11 protein-coding genes are annotated in these 18,185 nt (G+C 42.9%); 2 read left to right on the forward strand and 9 right to left on the reverse strand.

Features of this window, described 5'->3' with window-relative positions; translation table 11 throughout:
• Nucleotides 1–691: 691 nt before the first annotated feature.
• Nucleotides 692–889 carry a hypothetical protein gene (locus F0475_RS11865; protein ID WP_234422986.1) on the reverse strand — a complete coding sequence of 66 codons (198 nt, stop codon included), beginning with the start codon at nt 887–889 and terminating at the stop codon, nt 692–694.
• Nucleotides 890–1,552: 663 nt separating this feature from the next.
• Here F0475_RS11865 and F0475_RS09080 point away from each other — a divergent pair.
• Nucleotides 1,553–2,302, forward strand: coding sequence for an outer membrane beta-barrel protein (locus tag F0475_RS09080; protein WP_155716371.1), 750 nt, complete (start codon nt 1,553–1,555; stop codon nt 2,300–2,302).
• 9 nt (nt 2,303–2,311) lie between these two features.
• The gene (locus F0475_RS09085; RefSeq protein WP_317163216.1) at nt 2,312–3,556 is read left to right on the forward strand and encodes an acyloxyacyl hydrolase; all 1,245 of its coding nucleotides are present in this window, start codon (nt 2,312–2,314) and stop codon (nt 3,554–3,556) included.
• 364 nt (nt 3,557–3,920) lie between these two features.
• On the opposite strand, the gene F0475_RS09090 is transcribed toward F0475_RS09085, so the two are convergent.
• The 8 genes from F0475_RS09090 to F0475_RS11740 form a co-directional block, all read right to left on the reverse strand.
• On the reverse strand, nt 3,921–6,416 hold the full coding sequence (locus F0475_RS09090; RefSeq protein WP_155716372.1) for a TonB-dependent receptor: 2,496 nt from the start codon (nt 6,414–6,416) through the stop codon (nt 3,921–3,923).
• Nucleotides 6,417–6,508: 92 nt separating this feature from the next.
• The gene (locus F0475_RS09095) at nt 6,509–7,597 is read right to left on the reverse strand and encodes a zinc ribbon domain-containing protein (RefSeq protein WP_155716373.1); all 1,089 of its coding nucleotides are present in this window, start codon (nt 7,595–7,597) and stop codon (nt 6,509–6,511) included.
• A 41-nt stretch (nt 7,598–7,638) separates the two neighbouring features.
• Nucleotides 7,639–9,705, reverse strand: coding sequence for a peptidase U32 family protein (locus tag F0475_RS09100; RefSeq protein ID WP_155716374.1), 2,067 nt, complete (start codon nt 9,703–9,705; stop codon nt 7,639–7,641).
• A gap of 59 nt (nt 9,706–9,764) precedes the next feature.
• Nucleotides 9,765–10,658 carry a homoserine O-succinyltransferase gene (locus tag F0475_RS09105; RefSeq protein WP_155716375.1) on the reverse strand — a complete coding sequence of 298 codons (894 nt, stop codon included), beginning with the start codon at nt 10,656–10,658 and terminating at the stop codon, nt 9,765–9,767.
• A 298-nt stretch (nt 10,659–10,956) separates the two neighbouring features.
• Nucleotides 10,957–12,990 carry a M13 family metallopeptidase gene (locus tag F0475_RS09110; RefSeq protein ID WP_155716376.1) on the reverse strand — a complete coding sequence of 678 codons (2,034 nt, stop codon included), beginning with the start codon at nt 12,988–12,990 and terminating at the stop codon, nt 10,957–10,959.
• Nucleotides 12,991–13,012: 22 nt separating this feature from the next.
• A complete protein-coding gene (locus F0475_RS09115) occupies nt 13,013–15,022 on the reverse strand; it encodes an ABC-F family ATP-binding cassette domain-containing protein (RefSeq protein WP_155716377.1) in 2,010 nt (669 codons plus the stop codon).
• 123 nt (nt 15,023–15,145) lie between these two features.
• A complete protein-coding gene (locus tag F0475_RS09120) occupies nt 15,146–15,580 on the reverse strand; it encodes a DUF5675 family protein (protein ID WP_155716378.1) in 435 nt (144 codons plus the stop codon).
• 87 nt (nt 15,581–15,667) lie between these two features.
• Nucleotides 15,668–18,088, reverse strand: a complete 2,421-nt coding sequence (locus tag F0475_RS11740) for a VirE protein (protein ID WP_234422987.1) — start codon at nt 18,086–18,088, stop codon at nt 15,668–15,670.
• Nucleotides 18,089–18,185: the final 97 nt, after the last annotated feature.

An 18,185-nucleotide genomic window follows, 5' to 3' on the forward strand; every position in this document is an offset into this window, starting at 1 on the left:
GGATTCTCTTGTTTTTTTTTGCAACACTAAGATAAGTGAAAATTCTGACATGGCAAAATCCTGAGCAACTTTTTGTTGCTCAGGTACTTAAAAAGTTTAATTTATAATAGTGTTGCGGAATTAAGGAGGTATACATTTTTTTTATAAATTGAACCTTAAATATAACATCTCACTTATGTGCTTTACGAAAAAACTATCTAAAGTAAACTTAATTTCCCTTATTATCGATTAAATGATAATCAAGAAATATTAAGACCATAAAAGCTAATTATTCCTCTTTCTTATGAGAGTTCTTCTAAATGCTTCCGAAGCAATCAGACACATTGTCCGAAGCCTTCGGACAGAGTCTACGGAACTACTGAATAGAGATAAATAATGATTTACTTTGAATGAATTAAAAGACTTTTATAGTTTAACCGAGTCTATTTTTATTCGTGAAAAGATAAAGACTCAAATGTTCTGTCGTATCGGGGTGAATCGTAGCCATATTTTTTGAATATAGCTTTAACTTCTTCTGCCATCCGATAGGTAAAGAGGTTGCCATTCTCAGCATTCCGTAACGATAGAAATTACTTCATCCTCGAAAGTAGGAATATATTTCATTGCGGAGGTCGGGTAAGTCCTTACGGCGCACCTCGTCAAAGAAGTGATTGAAACCTGCATGACAAGTTACTAATTTTTTATCATGAAATTACCTGCAACAGCCATTCACAAGGTTCTCTGGTAAGAGTGCAGATGGGTAAATACCTCCACCCCATGTGTTGGTAGATGGTTGTAGTTTGAAATATAAATGATGCAGGCAGTTCTCTTTTACAGAACAAGATTCCAAAAAGCAAGCCTCATAACTCTTAGGGAAAGTGTCTAAGCTCAGCAATTCGTTTGTTTCCATTGGGTAATCATAATATTAAGATACTCTAAGATTAGATAAGAAAAAGAGAAAATATCATCTCCTCCCTACAAACAATGAATAGCTTGCAGGCTGACAACTATCAAGGTTCCTCCACATAAGAACGAATGGGCAAAAAACAAATAGACGTGGTACAGTAACAATCGTTAACTTAAACAATAAGACTGTGTTGGTCAATTCAGTAGATGCTTCGTTCGCAGAATCATTCTGTTAATAGTTCTAATTTCCTTTGTTATGGGTACAAAATTAAATAAAAAAAATGAGAAAAGAAAGAATATTCATAGAATAATTGTAGGCACACGATATAAAAAAGAAAGAATGAGCAACAAGGCCTGACCCACCAACTGGCCCCTCCCCCTCGCCCCTCCCCAAAGGGAGGGGAGTAATCACCGAGACACCCCGCACGTATAATGACAAAGCTAAGACATAATGACATAGGGACATACCCAATGCTCCAGCCATATATCCTGCATTGAAATATGTCATTAAAGAATATGTCTTTATGTCATTCTGGCTTAATACCATCTATGCCTTTATATCATTCTGTTTAGCATTCTGTTTCTTTATCTGTATGAAAAAGCCACAAGATATCAATGGTTTGAAGAAAAATCACTATCTTTGCATCAGAATCAGTTATCCTAAAAAATGAAAAAGATTATATTGATTGCTGCCATCCTTTTAGGGGCATTGACAAACGGACAGGCTCAGGTAATAAACAAGAACTACGCAAAACGTATTGGAGAAGTTGTTAAAGAAGGCTACCAAGACGTTAAAGGAGCTATTGTTCAAGATACCAAACCAACAGGTGAGCATACGATTTGGGACATCTACGCAGCTCCGAAAGTTGGATTAAACTTATCGAACCTATCTGGAATCGATGGGAAAATGAAAGTTGGTGCTGTTGCAGGTGCTTATATTGAAGTATTTTTTACAAATAACATTGCAATTGATGCAGAACTTCTTTATAGTCACCAAGGTTCTTCTGGTATCTATCGTAATATCAACACCACAGACGACTATGGAAACCCTGTTGTACAAGAATATGGTCCATATAACTTTAACTTGCACTATCTCAATATGAACTATCTTGTACGTTGGTACCCTTGGACTGATTTACCATGGAGTTTCACTACTGGAGTACACGCAGGATATGTTATCAGCGCACATGCTAAAGAGAAAAATGGAAAAAATATCAATCTGAAGGATCACATATATAAAGGTGATATAGCAATCCCATTTGGTGTTAGTTATGAATGGAGCCAATGGCAGATTGAAGCACGCTATAATCTCTACTTTAGGAAGCTAGCGCGCAATGCTGAAGCTCAAGAACTCATGCGAAATGCTCGCAATAATATGTTTGAGATAACACTGGGTTACAGGATTAAAGTGCTATAATATAATAAGGTGAGAACTGCTATCCTCATACTTCTCTCTACCCTTTCGATCAATGTGACAGCAGAGGAGAAAGACTCGCTCTCCATTGCGAAGATGGGGATAGAGTTCCGCTATATCCCTGCACAAACGCTCACTTTAGATAAGGAGCCACGTATCTGGACGAAGACGAAAGACACGCATTCTTGGGCTGCACAAATAAACGTTACGCCTACGAAGAATGCGTATGCACACGACTATAACTACCCTACTTTTTCATTCGGTCTCCGCTATCATCTCAACCATGGTACAACCATGCACAGAGATGATCCGTGGGGCGAAGCACAGCCTGTAAACTATACCAGTAAGCTGGGGAACTTCCTCACCTTATATGGTACTTTCAACCGACCACTCTATCGAAGCAAGCACTGGCAATGGGGATATTATCTAGGAACGGGTATTGCCTACACGAGCCTTAAATATAATCAGAAGAACGACATAGATAATGAATATATTGGCTCACACCTAAATATTTATTTCAATGCTGGCTTGTACGGACAAGTTAAGATAGCGAAAGAATGGAGCGTAAAGGGCGGATTAGACTTCGCACATCATAGCAATGGAGCTATGGCACGACCCAACAAAGGCGCAAATTACTTCGGTCCGTTCGTAGGACTTGTTTACGAGCCTCAACAAGCGACAAGCCCCATTGTGAAACGTAATACTAATAAAACTAAGCCCTTTCAAAAATATTGGTTCACAGAGTTTACCCTCGGACTAGGTGGAAAAACATTACTTGAGGAATGGTTACAAACTCAGTTCAATACCCCTCAAGGACAGCCTGATTATCGTAAAGAACATTTTACTTATTACGGAGCCTACTCCTTTCACACACATCTCCTCTATCGTTACGCTCGCCGTTGGGCATCGGGGGTAGGCGTCGGGCTATTCTACGGAGAATATGCGCATCGGATAGCAAGAATGGATAAAGAAAACGGACATACTGACGAGAAACATAGTCCGTGGTCAGCAAGCATCGAGGCACGTCACGAGGTTTACTATGGGAATGTTTCCGTTCGCCTCACACTCGGTTATTATCTTTACCGACACATGGGATATAGTGCCAATCACGGACTTGAATATCCTTATCACGAGCAGGTGGGTGTCTTCTATAGTTTCCCTAAGCTAAAGGGCTTAACCCTAGGATTCAGTGTGAACGCACATGCCACGAAAGCCGACTTTACCGAACTACAACTGTCCATACCTGTTAGGTTATAACTCTCTCCCAACCCTCTCCTTCGGGATAGGAACACCTAACAGAACATAGGCTTTACCTAACTATGAGAAACAGCCTATAACACAAGGTATTAGAATCAATTACATGAAAGATAAAATCAACCAATAGGAGGTAACAAAAATGACACATACGTGTTACTTAATTTACTCGTATGTGTCACCATGGTTAACACATACGTGTCACGCACGTGACTCGTATGTGTCATTGAGCCGTCAGCCTAGAAGTAAATGAACGAACAAATAACTCGCATACTTGTCAACACGTCTATCTCGTCAACTTCAACACCATCACTTCCATCCAACTAATAACTCGTCTACTTGTAAACTTGTCTACTTGTTAACTCCCTCAAAACTTATATCTAAAGTCAACACCTAGCTGGAATGGATTACCGCGCTGGACAAATGTAAACTTATTACCCGTAGCAGCACTTTGGACAGCAAACGTGTTATACTTCGTATCAGTCAGATTACGAACCCAAAGGTTCACGTGCAACTGCCCGAAGTCAGCATCAGCATGTGCGCCCAAGACAGCATAAAAGTTCTGTCCTATCATATTCTGCTCATCCCAATAAGTCTTGCCCTGTGCCGAGAGGTTCAAACCTACGGTCACACTACGTAAATGGAAACGATAAGAGGCATCGAGTAAGGCGGCTGGGTCAACATCAATACGATAGTCAGCACTTGCGCCCAATGTATGTTGTGGGACGAAAGGCACTTTCTTATCTTTGTAATTCACCTTATTGCCACCAGCGATAGAATCGGAATACTCATCGAACTGGGCACTTGTAAAGCCGTAACTAAGGGCATAAGACAAACGATTATCAAGTGCACCACCTCGAAGAGTCGCCTCTAAGCCACACGAATGACTACGGCCTGCGTTTGTCATAACACGTCCGAAACCATAATTACCAGCCATTACAGAGAGTTGTTGATTACGGATTTGCATGTAATAAGCTGCTAGGTCAAGATGAATTTGATGCCCCAAGAGGTTGAGGTGAGCACCTACCTCATAGTTCCAGCTAGTCTCAGGCTTATATTCTATCGTCTTAGCGATTCGCTTATAATAAGCCTCATCATGCTGAATATCCACATCTGCACGTGCCTTTTGTGCGGCTTGTGATGTCTCAGCCTGCAATATATCAGAGAACATTTGGAAATTATATCCGCCAGCACGATAGCCCTTAGACCATGTGGCATATAGGTTACTCCCGTCATCGAAACGATAAGTTAGTCCAACCTTTGGTAGTAATTGTTTGAAATGATTACCCTCATGGTGATTCAACGTTGATGTGATTACAGGATTAATATTCACACCTAGCACGTGCTCTTGCAATACGACACGAGCTGAAGTCGCATAGTCTATCGCCACATGCGAATAGTCATAGCGTAAGCCGAGTGTCGCTCTTAGGCGATTGGTGAGGTCGATATTACTCTCATGATAGACTCCAAAGTTAAATGTTGGTGTACGGAAAACGCCTGGGACAGGATCCATCGTCATATTAATGGAAACGCCTCCCGCACGTGCAATATTAGTAGCTACTAGCGTGCGAGCCGCTAGCATAGCCGCTTCTTCAGACATACCACGTGCTATGAAACTAGGCACCATACCACGTGCCATGGCATTGAGCATCCCGTTATAAGCATAGTCCGTTATCTTCTTTGACAGGGCTGCATTCATATCCTTATCGAAGTAGATGGGCGCCATCGTCTTCAACCATTGATAAGAACCAAAGGCACCGAATGTCCATTGCCATTTGCCGTTTCTATTACTCTTCACTGATAGTTCCTCAGTAATGCTATTACCATGCTGACGCTGGGTAAGATGGAGGAAATCTTGTGGGAGATAATCAATATCCATTAGCATATTGTCATGGAGGAATTGCCAGGAAGTCATGCTATTCACGTCAAAGCCATTGCCAGCATACTTGATTCCCATTCCTGTGTTCAGTATATTACGTCTGTAATAGCTCTGTCTGTTCTGATTGGGCATTTGTGTGCCAGCCTTCATAGCATATAAAGGCGAGGTAAGGGGTGCAGATGCAATCTCTTCTTTTGTCACGAGTTGTCCATAAGGGAACCCATTCTGGTGAGTGTATTGATAGTCGGCTATCCAATCGAACATCCATCTGTCTGACGCTTTCCACATAAAGCGTCCCTTGCCTCCGAACTCATTGATAAGGTCGGCACGACTTCCGTCAAATTGGTTTCGGAAAAACCCGTTTTGTCCACCATAGAAAGCTGATAAAGAGAAGGCACACTTGTCATCGAGCTTTTGGTAATGGCTCAGTTCCACCTTGCGCAATAGCTTCGTACCAAGCGAGAACTTAACATCTGTGCCCTGATACTGGAATGGGTTACGACTATACATACGAATGAGTCCGCCTTCTGTATTCATTCCGTAAAGCGTTCCTTGAGGACCATGCAATACGTCGACACGGTCAATATCATAAGTGTGGAAGTTAAAAGCACTCTTATTCAATATCGGCATTCCATCAACATAAATACCAACAGCTGGTGAGTTCACCCGTGAGCCGATACCACGCATATAAATAGAGGAAGTGTAACGACTTCCATATTCTGGCATAATGAATGACGGGACAAAGGTGGATAGATGGCGAGCGTCCTGCACATTTAATTGCAGAAGTTGGCTTCCATCGAAAGACGTACTACTCAAAGGCTGTTGGCGAAGTCGATAGACCTCTTTCGGCTGATTGATTACCAATACCTCATCAATATCATAAACCCGAGAGGTATCACCTATTGCTATGGTATTATCAGCATGAACTCCTACTGACAAGCCTGTTGCTATCAACAAAGCTAAGCTAAACTGGTATTTAAACATATCTTTTTCGCTTTCTTACGTTTAAGTATTATTTCACTCTGCAAAGATAGAGAGAATATATATATCACACAATCCTAATTTATTAGGATAACTTATTCATTCATCGCACCACAATGCGGACAACGCCCCTTACGATGTAAGCGAGTCCCACAATTCCCACAATAATAAGTCTCACTACTCCTTCGTAAATACATACGAAAGGCATAATAGATATAAACGACAAGTAGGATATAACCTATGTAATATAAGGTGAGAACGGAGAAGATAATATAATTAACGGCACATACGGCGGATAATCCACTAAGATAGAGTATGGCATCACCCGACTTCAATAAACGGCGCACATCGTCAATAGTAGCTATGGCGATGATCAGCATTGCCCATACTAAGCCTAGGAAGATATTAAGAAGTAAGGGCTGGGAGAACGGGTTGAGCGATGGGTGGAAATAGAACTCCCTCCACGTTTCTGGGGCAAAGAGTTGTATGCTAGCATAGAAGGCCGCTGATAATGCCACTACTACAGCTAACAATGTAGGATAGAAGGAATTGATGTCATTGAAGTGGACAATATGCGCATTACGCTTTAATATCTTACGTGCCAAATAGCCCACACCTATGATAGAAATAATAATCATAAAGATGAGTAAGTGGATGTTAGAGAAGGTGGAGATAAACTGGGATATGGGGTCGTCAGGGGTTACCTGCTTCAAAAGACGCCCTTCATGTATCCATCCAAAGGCGTAATCTTCAGTCGCTATCTGAACCCATACAGAATCATTCTTATCGTCAGGAAGAATACGAATATCAGCCACGACAATCCCCTTACCCTCATGCACGGCGAACGAATCAGTCTTCATTCGATTCACGGCCTCTTCGGGTTGTTGGCGTATAAGCATAAGTGAATCTGAGCTGACCACAAAGTTAAAGCCTTGCGAGTAATGGTGTTTCACACGGAAAGAAAGCGAGTCAGCCCCACTTATAGAGCCTTGCCAATCATCCTCTGTACTATCTTTTTGCTTTGAAAGAGAGTCGCCTCCAGCCTCTAATCTACGTGTAATCTGTGCCTCTTGAATACTATCTGGTAATCGGAAGGAAGAGGGTGTCTTCTTATGATAACAGCCTGTTATCATGAGTGTCACACTAAACAGAAAGACGATCAATATCGGATAATATCTTCGCATATTGTGAGAATGTTTGGGGTTAAAGGTTAGATGAAACACACTTACTCTACGTCAGGATGGATATTCATTTGGCAATCCTTACAATCAAACTCTAGGCGAAAACGACGCTTATCGGGTAACTCTAAATAGAGAGGTTCACGCCATGTGGGTTTCTTTCCTCCACGTTTCACACAATAGCCTAACGAATAACGAATACAATGACGGCATTGCATGAGTAAGGCATCCTCCACTTGTCCACGCTTCACTTGTACGCCTTGTGGGTGTTGATTCTCGAAAGCCTCATCGGGTTTTGTTAATCCTTGTTGTTCGTAAAACTTACGGGCGACATCGTTAGAGATATTATAAAGGTAAGGGAATGCCTGATATTGACTAGGGTTAGCCTCTCTCACAAACTTATAGGATTGCGCCTTATCACTATCCAATCTTGTCGTTCTGTGAATGGTGATACGCTTTCTTTCCTGTATCTTCTTGTCTAATTCTGTTATCAATGCACGACGCAAATCAGCAAGTATACTACTAGGAATAAAGCATTGCTCCACCCCATCCTCAAGTCTAACATCCGAGCATTCATAAGCCGTGTTTCCGAGTTTTGTCAACTGACGAACGATATTATCATGTTGAGGTTTCTGGGCTTGTTGATGATCGAAACTAATAAGTGTTTCAGCACTTAATGTATCTTCCATACTATCATCAGATACGAGCTTCCCCCTTAATATAAAGCCATTATCCGTAAGCCCGAAAGTCATTACAATAGGTATTTTACGGATAGCCGTAGTACCACTCAACTCCTTATCAAAGGCTTGATCTTGATTACGATACAATGCCATACCAGGCTTTAAGCCATGTGGCATCTTGTAGGGATAAAGGCGATTACCCACGGCTCGATTCACACGGAAACCATGGAGGACTATTGGAGAGTTGACGGGTTGACGAGTTGACGAGTTATTGGAACCATGAACTTGTCTACTTGCCTTCTTGTCCTCTTGTTCACTCCCCAAAAAGCACAATCCATCGCCATTAGCAAAACTTGACGTACCAGCCACATTGAAACTATCACGCCTAATCTCTTTCACCGTACCTACAAACTCGCCTAAGGCTTTTGGCGTATCAGGGGAGAAGATATCAGCCTGTCGACCATTTAAGAAATAGCTCGTATATCCACGATTAAAGGTTTTCTTTAGGTTAGGCGTAAACGAATAAGCCACACGCCCTAAAGAGGCACGACGAAACTCACGAGGGTATTGGCGGATAATCTCATCAATGCGTTGGCTATAAGCCGAGACCACATTCTTTACGTAATTAATATCTTTCAGTCTTCCCTCTATCTTAAAAGCACAAGCCCCTGAACGCATTAGTGCCTCAAGATTATCTATCTGACTCATATCCTTCAATGAGAGAAGATGACGCTGGTGTTCTATGGTTTTCCCGTCTGAATCCTTCAAGTCAAACGCTAAACGACAGAACTGAGAACATGCACCACGATTGGCTGAACGCCCAAAACAATATTGTGAGGCATAACAGATTCCACTATAACTCACACATAATGCGCCATGCACAAAGGTCTCTAACTCCAGATTGGGCAAACGTTTATGTATCTCACTGATTTCTTCAACTGATAATTCTCGAGCCAACACAATACGATCGAAACCCTGCTCGCTCAACCATTGGGCTTTCTCCCATGTACGTGTGTCACATTGTGTACTGGCGTGGAGAGCTATCGTATCAGGCACTATATCCCTCACCTTACTCATCAATCCCATGTCTTGCAAAAGGAAGGCATCAACGCCAACATTCACCAACTCACGGACTAAAGCAAGCGTCTCTTCAAACTCTTCATCATAGATAATCGTATTGATGGTCACATGAACCGTGACGCCATAACGATGAGCATATTCGCATAACTTACCAATATCCTCAACACTATTACCAGCCGATTGGCGTGCCCCAAATCGAGAGGCACCGATATATATGGCATCTGCTCCATGATCGATTGCGGCTATTCCACATTCAAGATTCTTGGCTGGAGCAAGGAGTTCAATAGAGCGACTCCCTCCAGCTATACCAGAAGTAAAATGAGAGGAATAAATATGACTTTTATCTTTTATCATTATAGATTACGCTTTTAAAGGGGTATTATATTGAGAAAAAACCCTACTCTATTTCCCTTCTACTCACTAAAGGGGGTGGCAATCAGCTTTACCCAATTCATAAATAGTAGGTTAGCGTGGGCACGCCAAGTAACAAGTGGACCTTTCATAGGATCATCCTCACGATAATAATGCTTTGGAATCTCTACATCATCACGCTTACCAAGGTCACGATGATACTCCCTATCTAATGTTTCAGGGGCATACTCCAAATGACCTGTGATAAAGAATTCATACCGATTACGTGACCTTACAATAGAAACCCCACTCTCCTTTGATTCGGCAATGATTTCGAGGTCATCAACTCGCTCAATATCCTCACGCCTTATCTCTGTATGACGACTCTGAGGCATACGAAAGACATCATCAAAACCACGAAAGAGAGGCAATTCAGGCTTTAAAGGAATCGTAGGGAAGATTCCAAACATCTTCTTGGATAAAGGATATTTCGGGATGTCATAGAAATGATAGAGTCCAGCCTGTGCCGACCAACAGATGTAAAGCGTTGAACGCACATTCTCACGAGCCCAATTAAATATCTCCTGTAGTTCTGCCCAATAGTCCACCTCCTCGAAAGGCATTCCTTCAACAGGTGCTCCTGTGATAATCAAACCATCAATCTTCTCCTTGCTGAGTTCTTCAAGCGTATGATAGAAACGATTGATATGTTCCGCAGGCGTATGGATGGAAGTATGGCTCTTGAGCTTCATAAAACTGATGTCCAACAATAGCGGACTATTAGAAAGAAGGCGAATGAAATCAGTTTCAGTCGTAATCTTAAATGGCATAAGATTGAGTATGACTATGCGAAGTGGATGATAATCATCCTCCCTTACAAGCCCATCCTCTATGTTGATATGCTCACGCTTTAATATGTCTATGGCTGGAAGTCCATCGGGTAATCTTAATGGCATAAATCCTGTTCTTCTATTAGGAGTTTTCCTACTCCTATATCACTTACGAAAAATCAGATACAAAGATAGTGATTAATTACCAATTGAACAAATACATCAGACAAATAAGGGAAACACGATAGATTAAATAATATAAAACCACGAATAAAGTAGAAGGCAAACTTCCTTATCTATTCACATTTCACAAATCCTTCATAAAGGAAAAAAGTCCCCTCTGATTGGAGGGGACTGAGTCTATTACGTTTTAATGTGAGCAAACGATACGTATGCCTACATAAACTTATATCACAAGTTTCGTTTACCAAAGCTTCAGACGTTCATTCTCTGGGATGAAGAGCTTATCGCCCTCCTTCACACCGAACGCCTTATACCACGCATTGATATGAGGAAGAGCACCATTTACACGCCACTCGCCAAGAGAGTGAGGATCACTCTTCACACGACTACGAATCTCGGCCTCTGTAATATTGTTTGCCCATACACCTGCATAAGCAATAAAGAAACGTTGTTCTGGAGTAAAGCCCATGATAACCTTACCTTTCTTGGCTTCTGGCGTCTTCTCGAAAGCATTGAAAGCCACCTCAAGACCACCATGGTCAGCTAGATTCTCACCTAATGTGAGCCTACCATTCGCATGAAGATCAGGCAAAACCTTAATAGCACTGAAGAAGTCAGCATACTTTCCTGTACGTGCCTCAAAGTTCTTTCCGTCCTCTTCTGTCCACCAGTCTGTCATATTACCATCCTTATCATAATGGCGTCCTTGATCATCAAATCCGTGCGTCATCTCATGTCCAATCACCACACCGATGGCTCCATAATTGAAGGCATCATCGGCCTTAGGATCAAAGAATGGATACTGAAGAATACCTGCTGGGAAACAAATCTCATTTGTCGTAGGATTATAATAAGCATTCACCGTTTGTGGGGTCATCAACCATTCATCCTTATCAACAGGCTTACCAGCTTTCTCTTGAATAGTCACGTCAGCCCAGAACTTACGACATGCTTGAACATTATCATAAAAAGACTTTGACGGATCTATTGTAAGTTTACTCAAATCTTTCCACTTGTTGGGATAACCCACCTTCACATAGAAGGTAGAGAGCTTCTCAAGAGCGGCTTTCTTTGTCGGCTCACTCATCCAATCTTGTGCTTTAATACGTTCAGCAAGGCTCACCTGCAAGTTTTTAACTAATTCCTCCATACGTTTCTTACTTGACGCTGGGAAATAACGCTCACAATAAATACGTCCGAGTGGCTCGCCCATTTGTTCTTCCACTTGTCGTGTGGCACGTTTCCAACGAGGATAATCCTCCTTGGTTCCACGCATGGTCTTACTAAAGAAGTTGAAATATTCAGCACGTACATTATCGCTCAAACAATTAGCTGATGACAAGATTGCATCCCATTCCATTCGTGCACGAAGTTCATCTGCATTACCAGTAGATGCCAGTTTATCAACGCCAGCGAAGAATGAGGGTTGTCCAACCACCATTGTTTGAATATCCTTACTCTGTATACCTTCAGCATTCGCCAATGATTCCAATGGGAGATGAGGATATTTCTCCTTGAACTCATCAAGCGTCATCTTATTATAATTGGCCTCAACATCACGTAATTCTGTATTACTTTTTGAAATCAAAGCTAACATTGTTTCATAACGCATAATGGCATCACGACGTGCCTGAGCCTGTGTGTCAGAGAATCCAAAGAGTCGGAACATATTGACAATAAACTGGCGATAAGCATTACGAATCTCGCTCGTGGCTTTATCATTATCCAGATAATATTCCTTCTGACCAAGTGTTAAACCTCCTTGACCAAGATTTAATATGTTCTGTTTAGCATTCTTTTGGTCGGCATCAAAACCATATCCAAAGGGTACACCATATCCAAAAGTGGCATACTTAATCTGAAGATTACGAAGATCGGTCAACGTTTTTGCATTCTCCATTTCGTCCAACAGAGGTTTAACAGGGCTTACACCTTCCTTATTACGACGAACCGAATCCATAGCGAGCTTATAGAAATCGCCTAACTTTCTCTCTACCGAACCTTCCTTGCCCTGCTTTTTGAGCAAGTCTGTAAGGATTGTGTTAATCCGCTTGTTATTGTTCTCCTGTAACTGGTCGAACGAACCAAAGCGTGAGAACGCGCCAGGAAGGGGATTGAGCTTTTGCCATCCACCTGTGGCAAACGTAAAGAAATCGTCAGCTGGACGTACCGACTTGTCGAGATTTTCAGCCTTGATACCTGCCTGACCCTGTGCCATAGCAATAAAGGGGACAGATGCAAGGAGCATCATTGGTAAAAGTTTTTTGATACGCATAGTAAAAATATTTTTAATAAAATTAAAGCCTCAGAGTTTCCAACTCTTCCGACAGTATGAGCCATCGTTCGTTTTCCTCATCGAGTTCGCGCTGAAGGTTGGTGTATTCTGTCACAAGCTCCATGTTCGAGGCATTTTCTGGTGTCATCAATAGATCATCCAATTCTTTCTTACGTGCCTCCAACTTGGCAATCTTGCTTTCGGATTCCTCCACGGCACGTTGAGCCTTACGAATCTTCTTCTGTATCTCTTTGCGTTCGGCGTAGGAAAAAGCCTCCCCCAACCCCTCCGAAAGGAGGGGAGCCCTATTTGCTGAAGATTTGCAATGATCGCCTTGCTTATCCTCCAATGTGCGAATTGGGGCTCTCCCCCTTTCGGGGGAGCTGGAGGGGGCTGGAGGGAGTTGGAAGGGGCTTTTCAACCAATCATAGATTCCCCCTAAATGCTCTTTCACCTTACCACCACCGAACTCATAGACCTTACTTACCAATCCATCGAGGAACTCACGATCGTGACTCACGATAATTGCCGTACCATCAAAGGCTTTGATGGCTTCCTTCAACACTTCCTTTGAGGCGATATCGAGGTGGTTCGTTGGCTCATCAAGGATAAGAAGATTCACTGGCTCAAGCAAGAGTTTGATCATTGCTAAGCGTGAACGCTCACCTCCAGAAAGTACTTTGACATACTTCTCTGACGTCTCTCCACCGAACATAAAGGCACCGAGCAAGTCGTTTATCCTCAGACGCATATCGCCTGTGGCGACCCTATCAATCGTTTCATAAATCGTAAGGTTCTCATCTAATAATTGTGCCTGATTCTGTGCGAAATAACCTATCTGTACGTTATGACCTATCTTCAGCGTACCATCAAAAGGAATCTCGCCCATGATACACTTCACAAAAGTAGACTTACCTTCACCATTCTTACCGACGAAAGCCACTTTCTCACCTCGTTTAATAATCAGGTCGACCCCCTCAAACACCGTCTGACCTGGTCCATCACTATGCAATCTATTGGGATAAGTCTTCCCTAAGCCTTCAGCAATGATTGGATAATCTCCACTTCTCAGACAAGGAGGAAACTTCAGACGCATAGCTGAATTATCCACCTCGTCCACTTCTATTGGCACAATCTTCTCCAACTGACGAATGCGTTGTTGAACCTGTACGGCTTTGGTGGCTTGATAACGGAAACGCTCAATAAATGCCTTTGTATCGGCAATCTCCTTCTGTTGGTTCTCATACGCACGAAGCTGTTGTTCACGACGCTCTTTTCTAAGCACGAGATATTCGTCATACTTCACACGATAGTCTTCCACATGCCCACAGGTTATCTCCAGTGTACGATTCGTGACATTATTGACAAATGCTCGGTCATGACTCACAAGGACAACCGCCTTGGCACTCTGTGCAAGGAATTGTTCCAGCCATTGGATGGACTCAATATCAAGGTGGTTCGTTGGCTCATCCAGTAGGAGTACGTCTGGACGACGGAGAAGAATCTTCGCCAATTCAATACGCATACGCCATCCACCAGAGAACTCACGTGTAGGACGATCAAAATCATCACGTGTAAAACCTAAACCTGTCAAAGTACGTTCAATCTCTGCCTCATAATTCTCGCCTCCCATCATCATATAGCGTTCGTGCTCAGTCGTAAAGCGTTCAACGAGTTCGGCATAGCTATCACTCTCATAGTCAGTACGCTCGGCCATCTCCTGCTCCATCTTCTTGAGCTTCTCCTCCATCTTTGTCTTATCAGCAAAAGCCTTACGTGTCTCCTCCTTCACCGTTGTATCGTCAGAAAGTTTCATCACCTGTGGCAGGTATCCAATCGTCAAATCATTGGGTACTGATACAGCACCACTTGTTGGTTTCTGAAGACCACACAAGATTTTCAACATCGTCGATTTTCCAGCACCATTCTTTCCAACTAAGGCTATCCTATCTCGTTCATTGATGACGAATGAAACATCCTTAAACAAGGGCTTCACGCCAAATTCCACCGTCAGTCCGTCTATTGATATCATTTCTAATCTCTTTCCTAAATGTTCTTTGCAAAGATAATATTTTATTTTTGAATAGAAGGTAAGCTCGTGGGAATAAAAAAGGAGCTTTCACTCTTTTCTATCCCCATCCTGCTTACTTTTATATTACTGTATGTTAAGCATTATTATTTCCTCCCTGTCAAGTGCTTCTGTCATAACCCGAATGAGGGAAAGGAGAACAGCACGGGAGGTCACGAGGTGTCCTTTAATTCTATTCCTACCCACAAGAATACATCCTCGTGTATTGACGGGCTTATTACCTGCATGTATTCTGATTCCCTCAAAACCTGGCACACCAAAGATCAAGGGAAGCCACGCTTTAAACTTTGGACTTTTCGTTATCAGCACACGATAAGTCCCTGTGGGGATGGCTGAACGCCCTCTGTCGTGTTTTATTTTCTTTATCTTGACGAGGGACATCCTTTTTTTCAGTCCATGATCAGCTGGCTCAAGCGTATCACAAAAATATTTCCCATCTATCAATAGCCGACCAATGGTATAGGTGGCTTTCTTTGCTATTCTATTGATTGTAATTTGCATAATGTTGGGGTTTATTAGTTCTCTCGTTTACTCAAAAATGTAACGTGTAACGCGTAACGTGTAACACTTATAAATAAGTCAAAAACGTCAAAGTTTCTTTCTCCATCTTTCTCCATCTTTCTCTATCCAGCCATTATTTTTCCACCTGAAAAGGATGACACGCAAGTTACCAGGCGTAATCTCTGGACGAAGTCTCTGGACATCACGATTTTCAAACGAGGCAGGCAATTCCTGAAAGACATTCTGATTTACGGAATTGTACTCACTAGCTTCATTATTCCCTTTCACTTGTTCCATCAGTATCTCACCAAAAACATGACATTGACCCTCCAACACATAATCGGCCATCATACGTGCAAAAGCAAGACAAGTTTTCGTTTCCTTACCAGCGAGAAGACTGAAGATAACCCCACACCGAAAGCCTATTACGGCCGCACGCTTACGATAAGTATCCATGACGATATCGGCTTTCTGGAGTGCTTCCAGACGTTTCTCCTCCACCCACTGACCAATGGTCTTACGAAGGCGAGGTGTATCAATGAATCCTGTTGAAGAACGAAGAAGGTTCACGGCTTTATTGATTGACTCATACTGACTATCGGTGATTTCCTTATAAACCTCAATCGGGGCAAAAGAATTATCGGGCATTTCTGAAATGATAACACGGGAAGAGAGTCCATTTTCAACATTATCTCGCCCAAAACACTTGCGGAGAGCTCCGTATGTGCCAAGGATGGACCAGTTATAAGCCACGGATACTAGCCCTGACTCGGCTTGATCTGAATTATAATCCTGTCCCCATTGACCATTATCGAAAGCAAGGCGATAGATGTCATACTTTGACGACCATGAACCAGCTCCATTTGTCTTACGGAGGGTATCAAGTTCCTCACCAAAAGAAAAAAGCATGTGCCCACGAGAATTTTTTAAACGTTTCAGAAGTGTTGAACAGGATATGGTCACGGGAACATTACGAATCAATACTTGAGGGTCGGAAGGGGCTTTCTCATTCGCCTTACGATTCTTACGTTCCTGACGCCATTCTTCTTCCTTACGACGTGCCTCTGCATCATCCTCATTCATCTGACGAAGCCAGACGTCAAGCACATCTTTGCAGGCACTCTTTCCAGAAGCTTGTGGACCTGTAATGACCGACAATAGACCTAAACGCATTCGCTTGCCATCACAATACTTTACCTCAACGCCATCGGCGTAAGCCCCAGCAAGTGGGAGGATGGAGCACAATACAGGAAAGCGCATCTTGGCAGGTATATTTTGAATGCTCTCACGAAGTCCAATGGCTCCTCTAAGCATTTCGGGTTTCAGTAGGAGGGAGGTTGAATGGGATTTGTGATCCACGGGCTCACCCTCTTCCCCAGAATCACCCAACGGACTCACATCTTTTCCAGAACAGGCGAGGGAGGCCTCACGCAATACCTCACGCATGAGTCGTGTCATGCCCTTAGGTTGTTCCTTACAAGCAGAGTGAACAATATTTCTCACCTCTGCATCAGGCAATCCAAAGGTAGGTATAAGTCTACAGATAAGCTCGGGGTCATTATCACATATCGTACGAATATTCACGGCAAGCGAATACAATCGTATATTCCGTTCGCCTTGTGCGGGCTCACCTCCTGTATGCTCCCACCACACTTGAATAATGCGGGCATAGGGAATGCCACGGAAAGAAGCCTCCGACCCCGAAAGGGAAGAAGCCTCCCCCGACCCCTCCGAAGGGAGGGGAGTTCTATTGGATGAAGAATACTCTCCTTGCTTATCCTCCCCTGAGCGAATTGGGGCTCTCCCCCTTTCGGGGGAGCTGGAGGGGGCTGGGGAGCTGGAGGAGGCCTCAAATAACTTCTCCTCATTCATATACAGGATATAATCCTCGGGCACAGCAAACGAACAACGGGCATAATCTTTCACACACACGTCATAATCATTGATTCCCAACTGACCTGCAAACCATTTCTGTCCGTCGGATAATGACATCCCTTCTGGTAATCGAAAAACGAAACGAAGTCCTTCACAGGAGGGAGAGATATGGATAAGGGCGATGGGCGAAGAAGGAGAAAAGAGATAGGGAAGATTGGAAAAACTTTTACCAATACAACCTCTTTCCTTCAGTGCCTTCAAAACATTCTCAAGACTATCGTGCCCATCATCGTCCCCACCTTCTGACTTCTCTGATGTTCTTAACAGGGGAATTGGAAGGGTACTGATATGGTCAAGATCAAAGATTGACAAACCTGAAGGGACGGCATCAGCACTAATCCTCCTTCCGTTCGGAAAGCTGGCATGAAAGAGGAACACAGGAAGCCGTTTCTTGTGTTCGGACTTGAACGTCTCGAAATCCTCACGTGACATCTCTCCACGCATTTTCAACTCGTGGGCATCGGCAATCTCGGCACAAATCTTACCCACTTTCTCACTTCTTACAACTTGATAAAACAGCTCGGGCGTGCAATCCACAACACCACGGCTTATACTTGAACTATAACTAAACATTTTTTTTAATTTAAAAATAAAAAAAGCCCCAGCCTCCCCAAGCCCCTCCGAAGGAGGGGATGTCCTAATTCGCTCATTGGAGGATAAGCAAGGAATT

Source organism: Prevotella vespertina (genome assembly GCF_009728485.1).
In the GTDB taxonomy this organism is placed as follows: domain Bacteria; phylum Bacteroidota; class Bacteroidia; order Bacteroidales; family Bacteroidaceae; genus Prevotella; species Prevotella vespertina.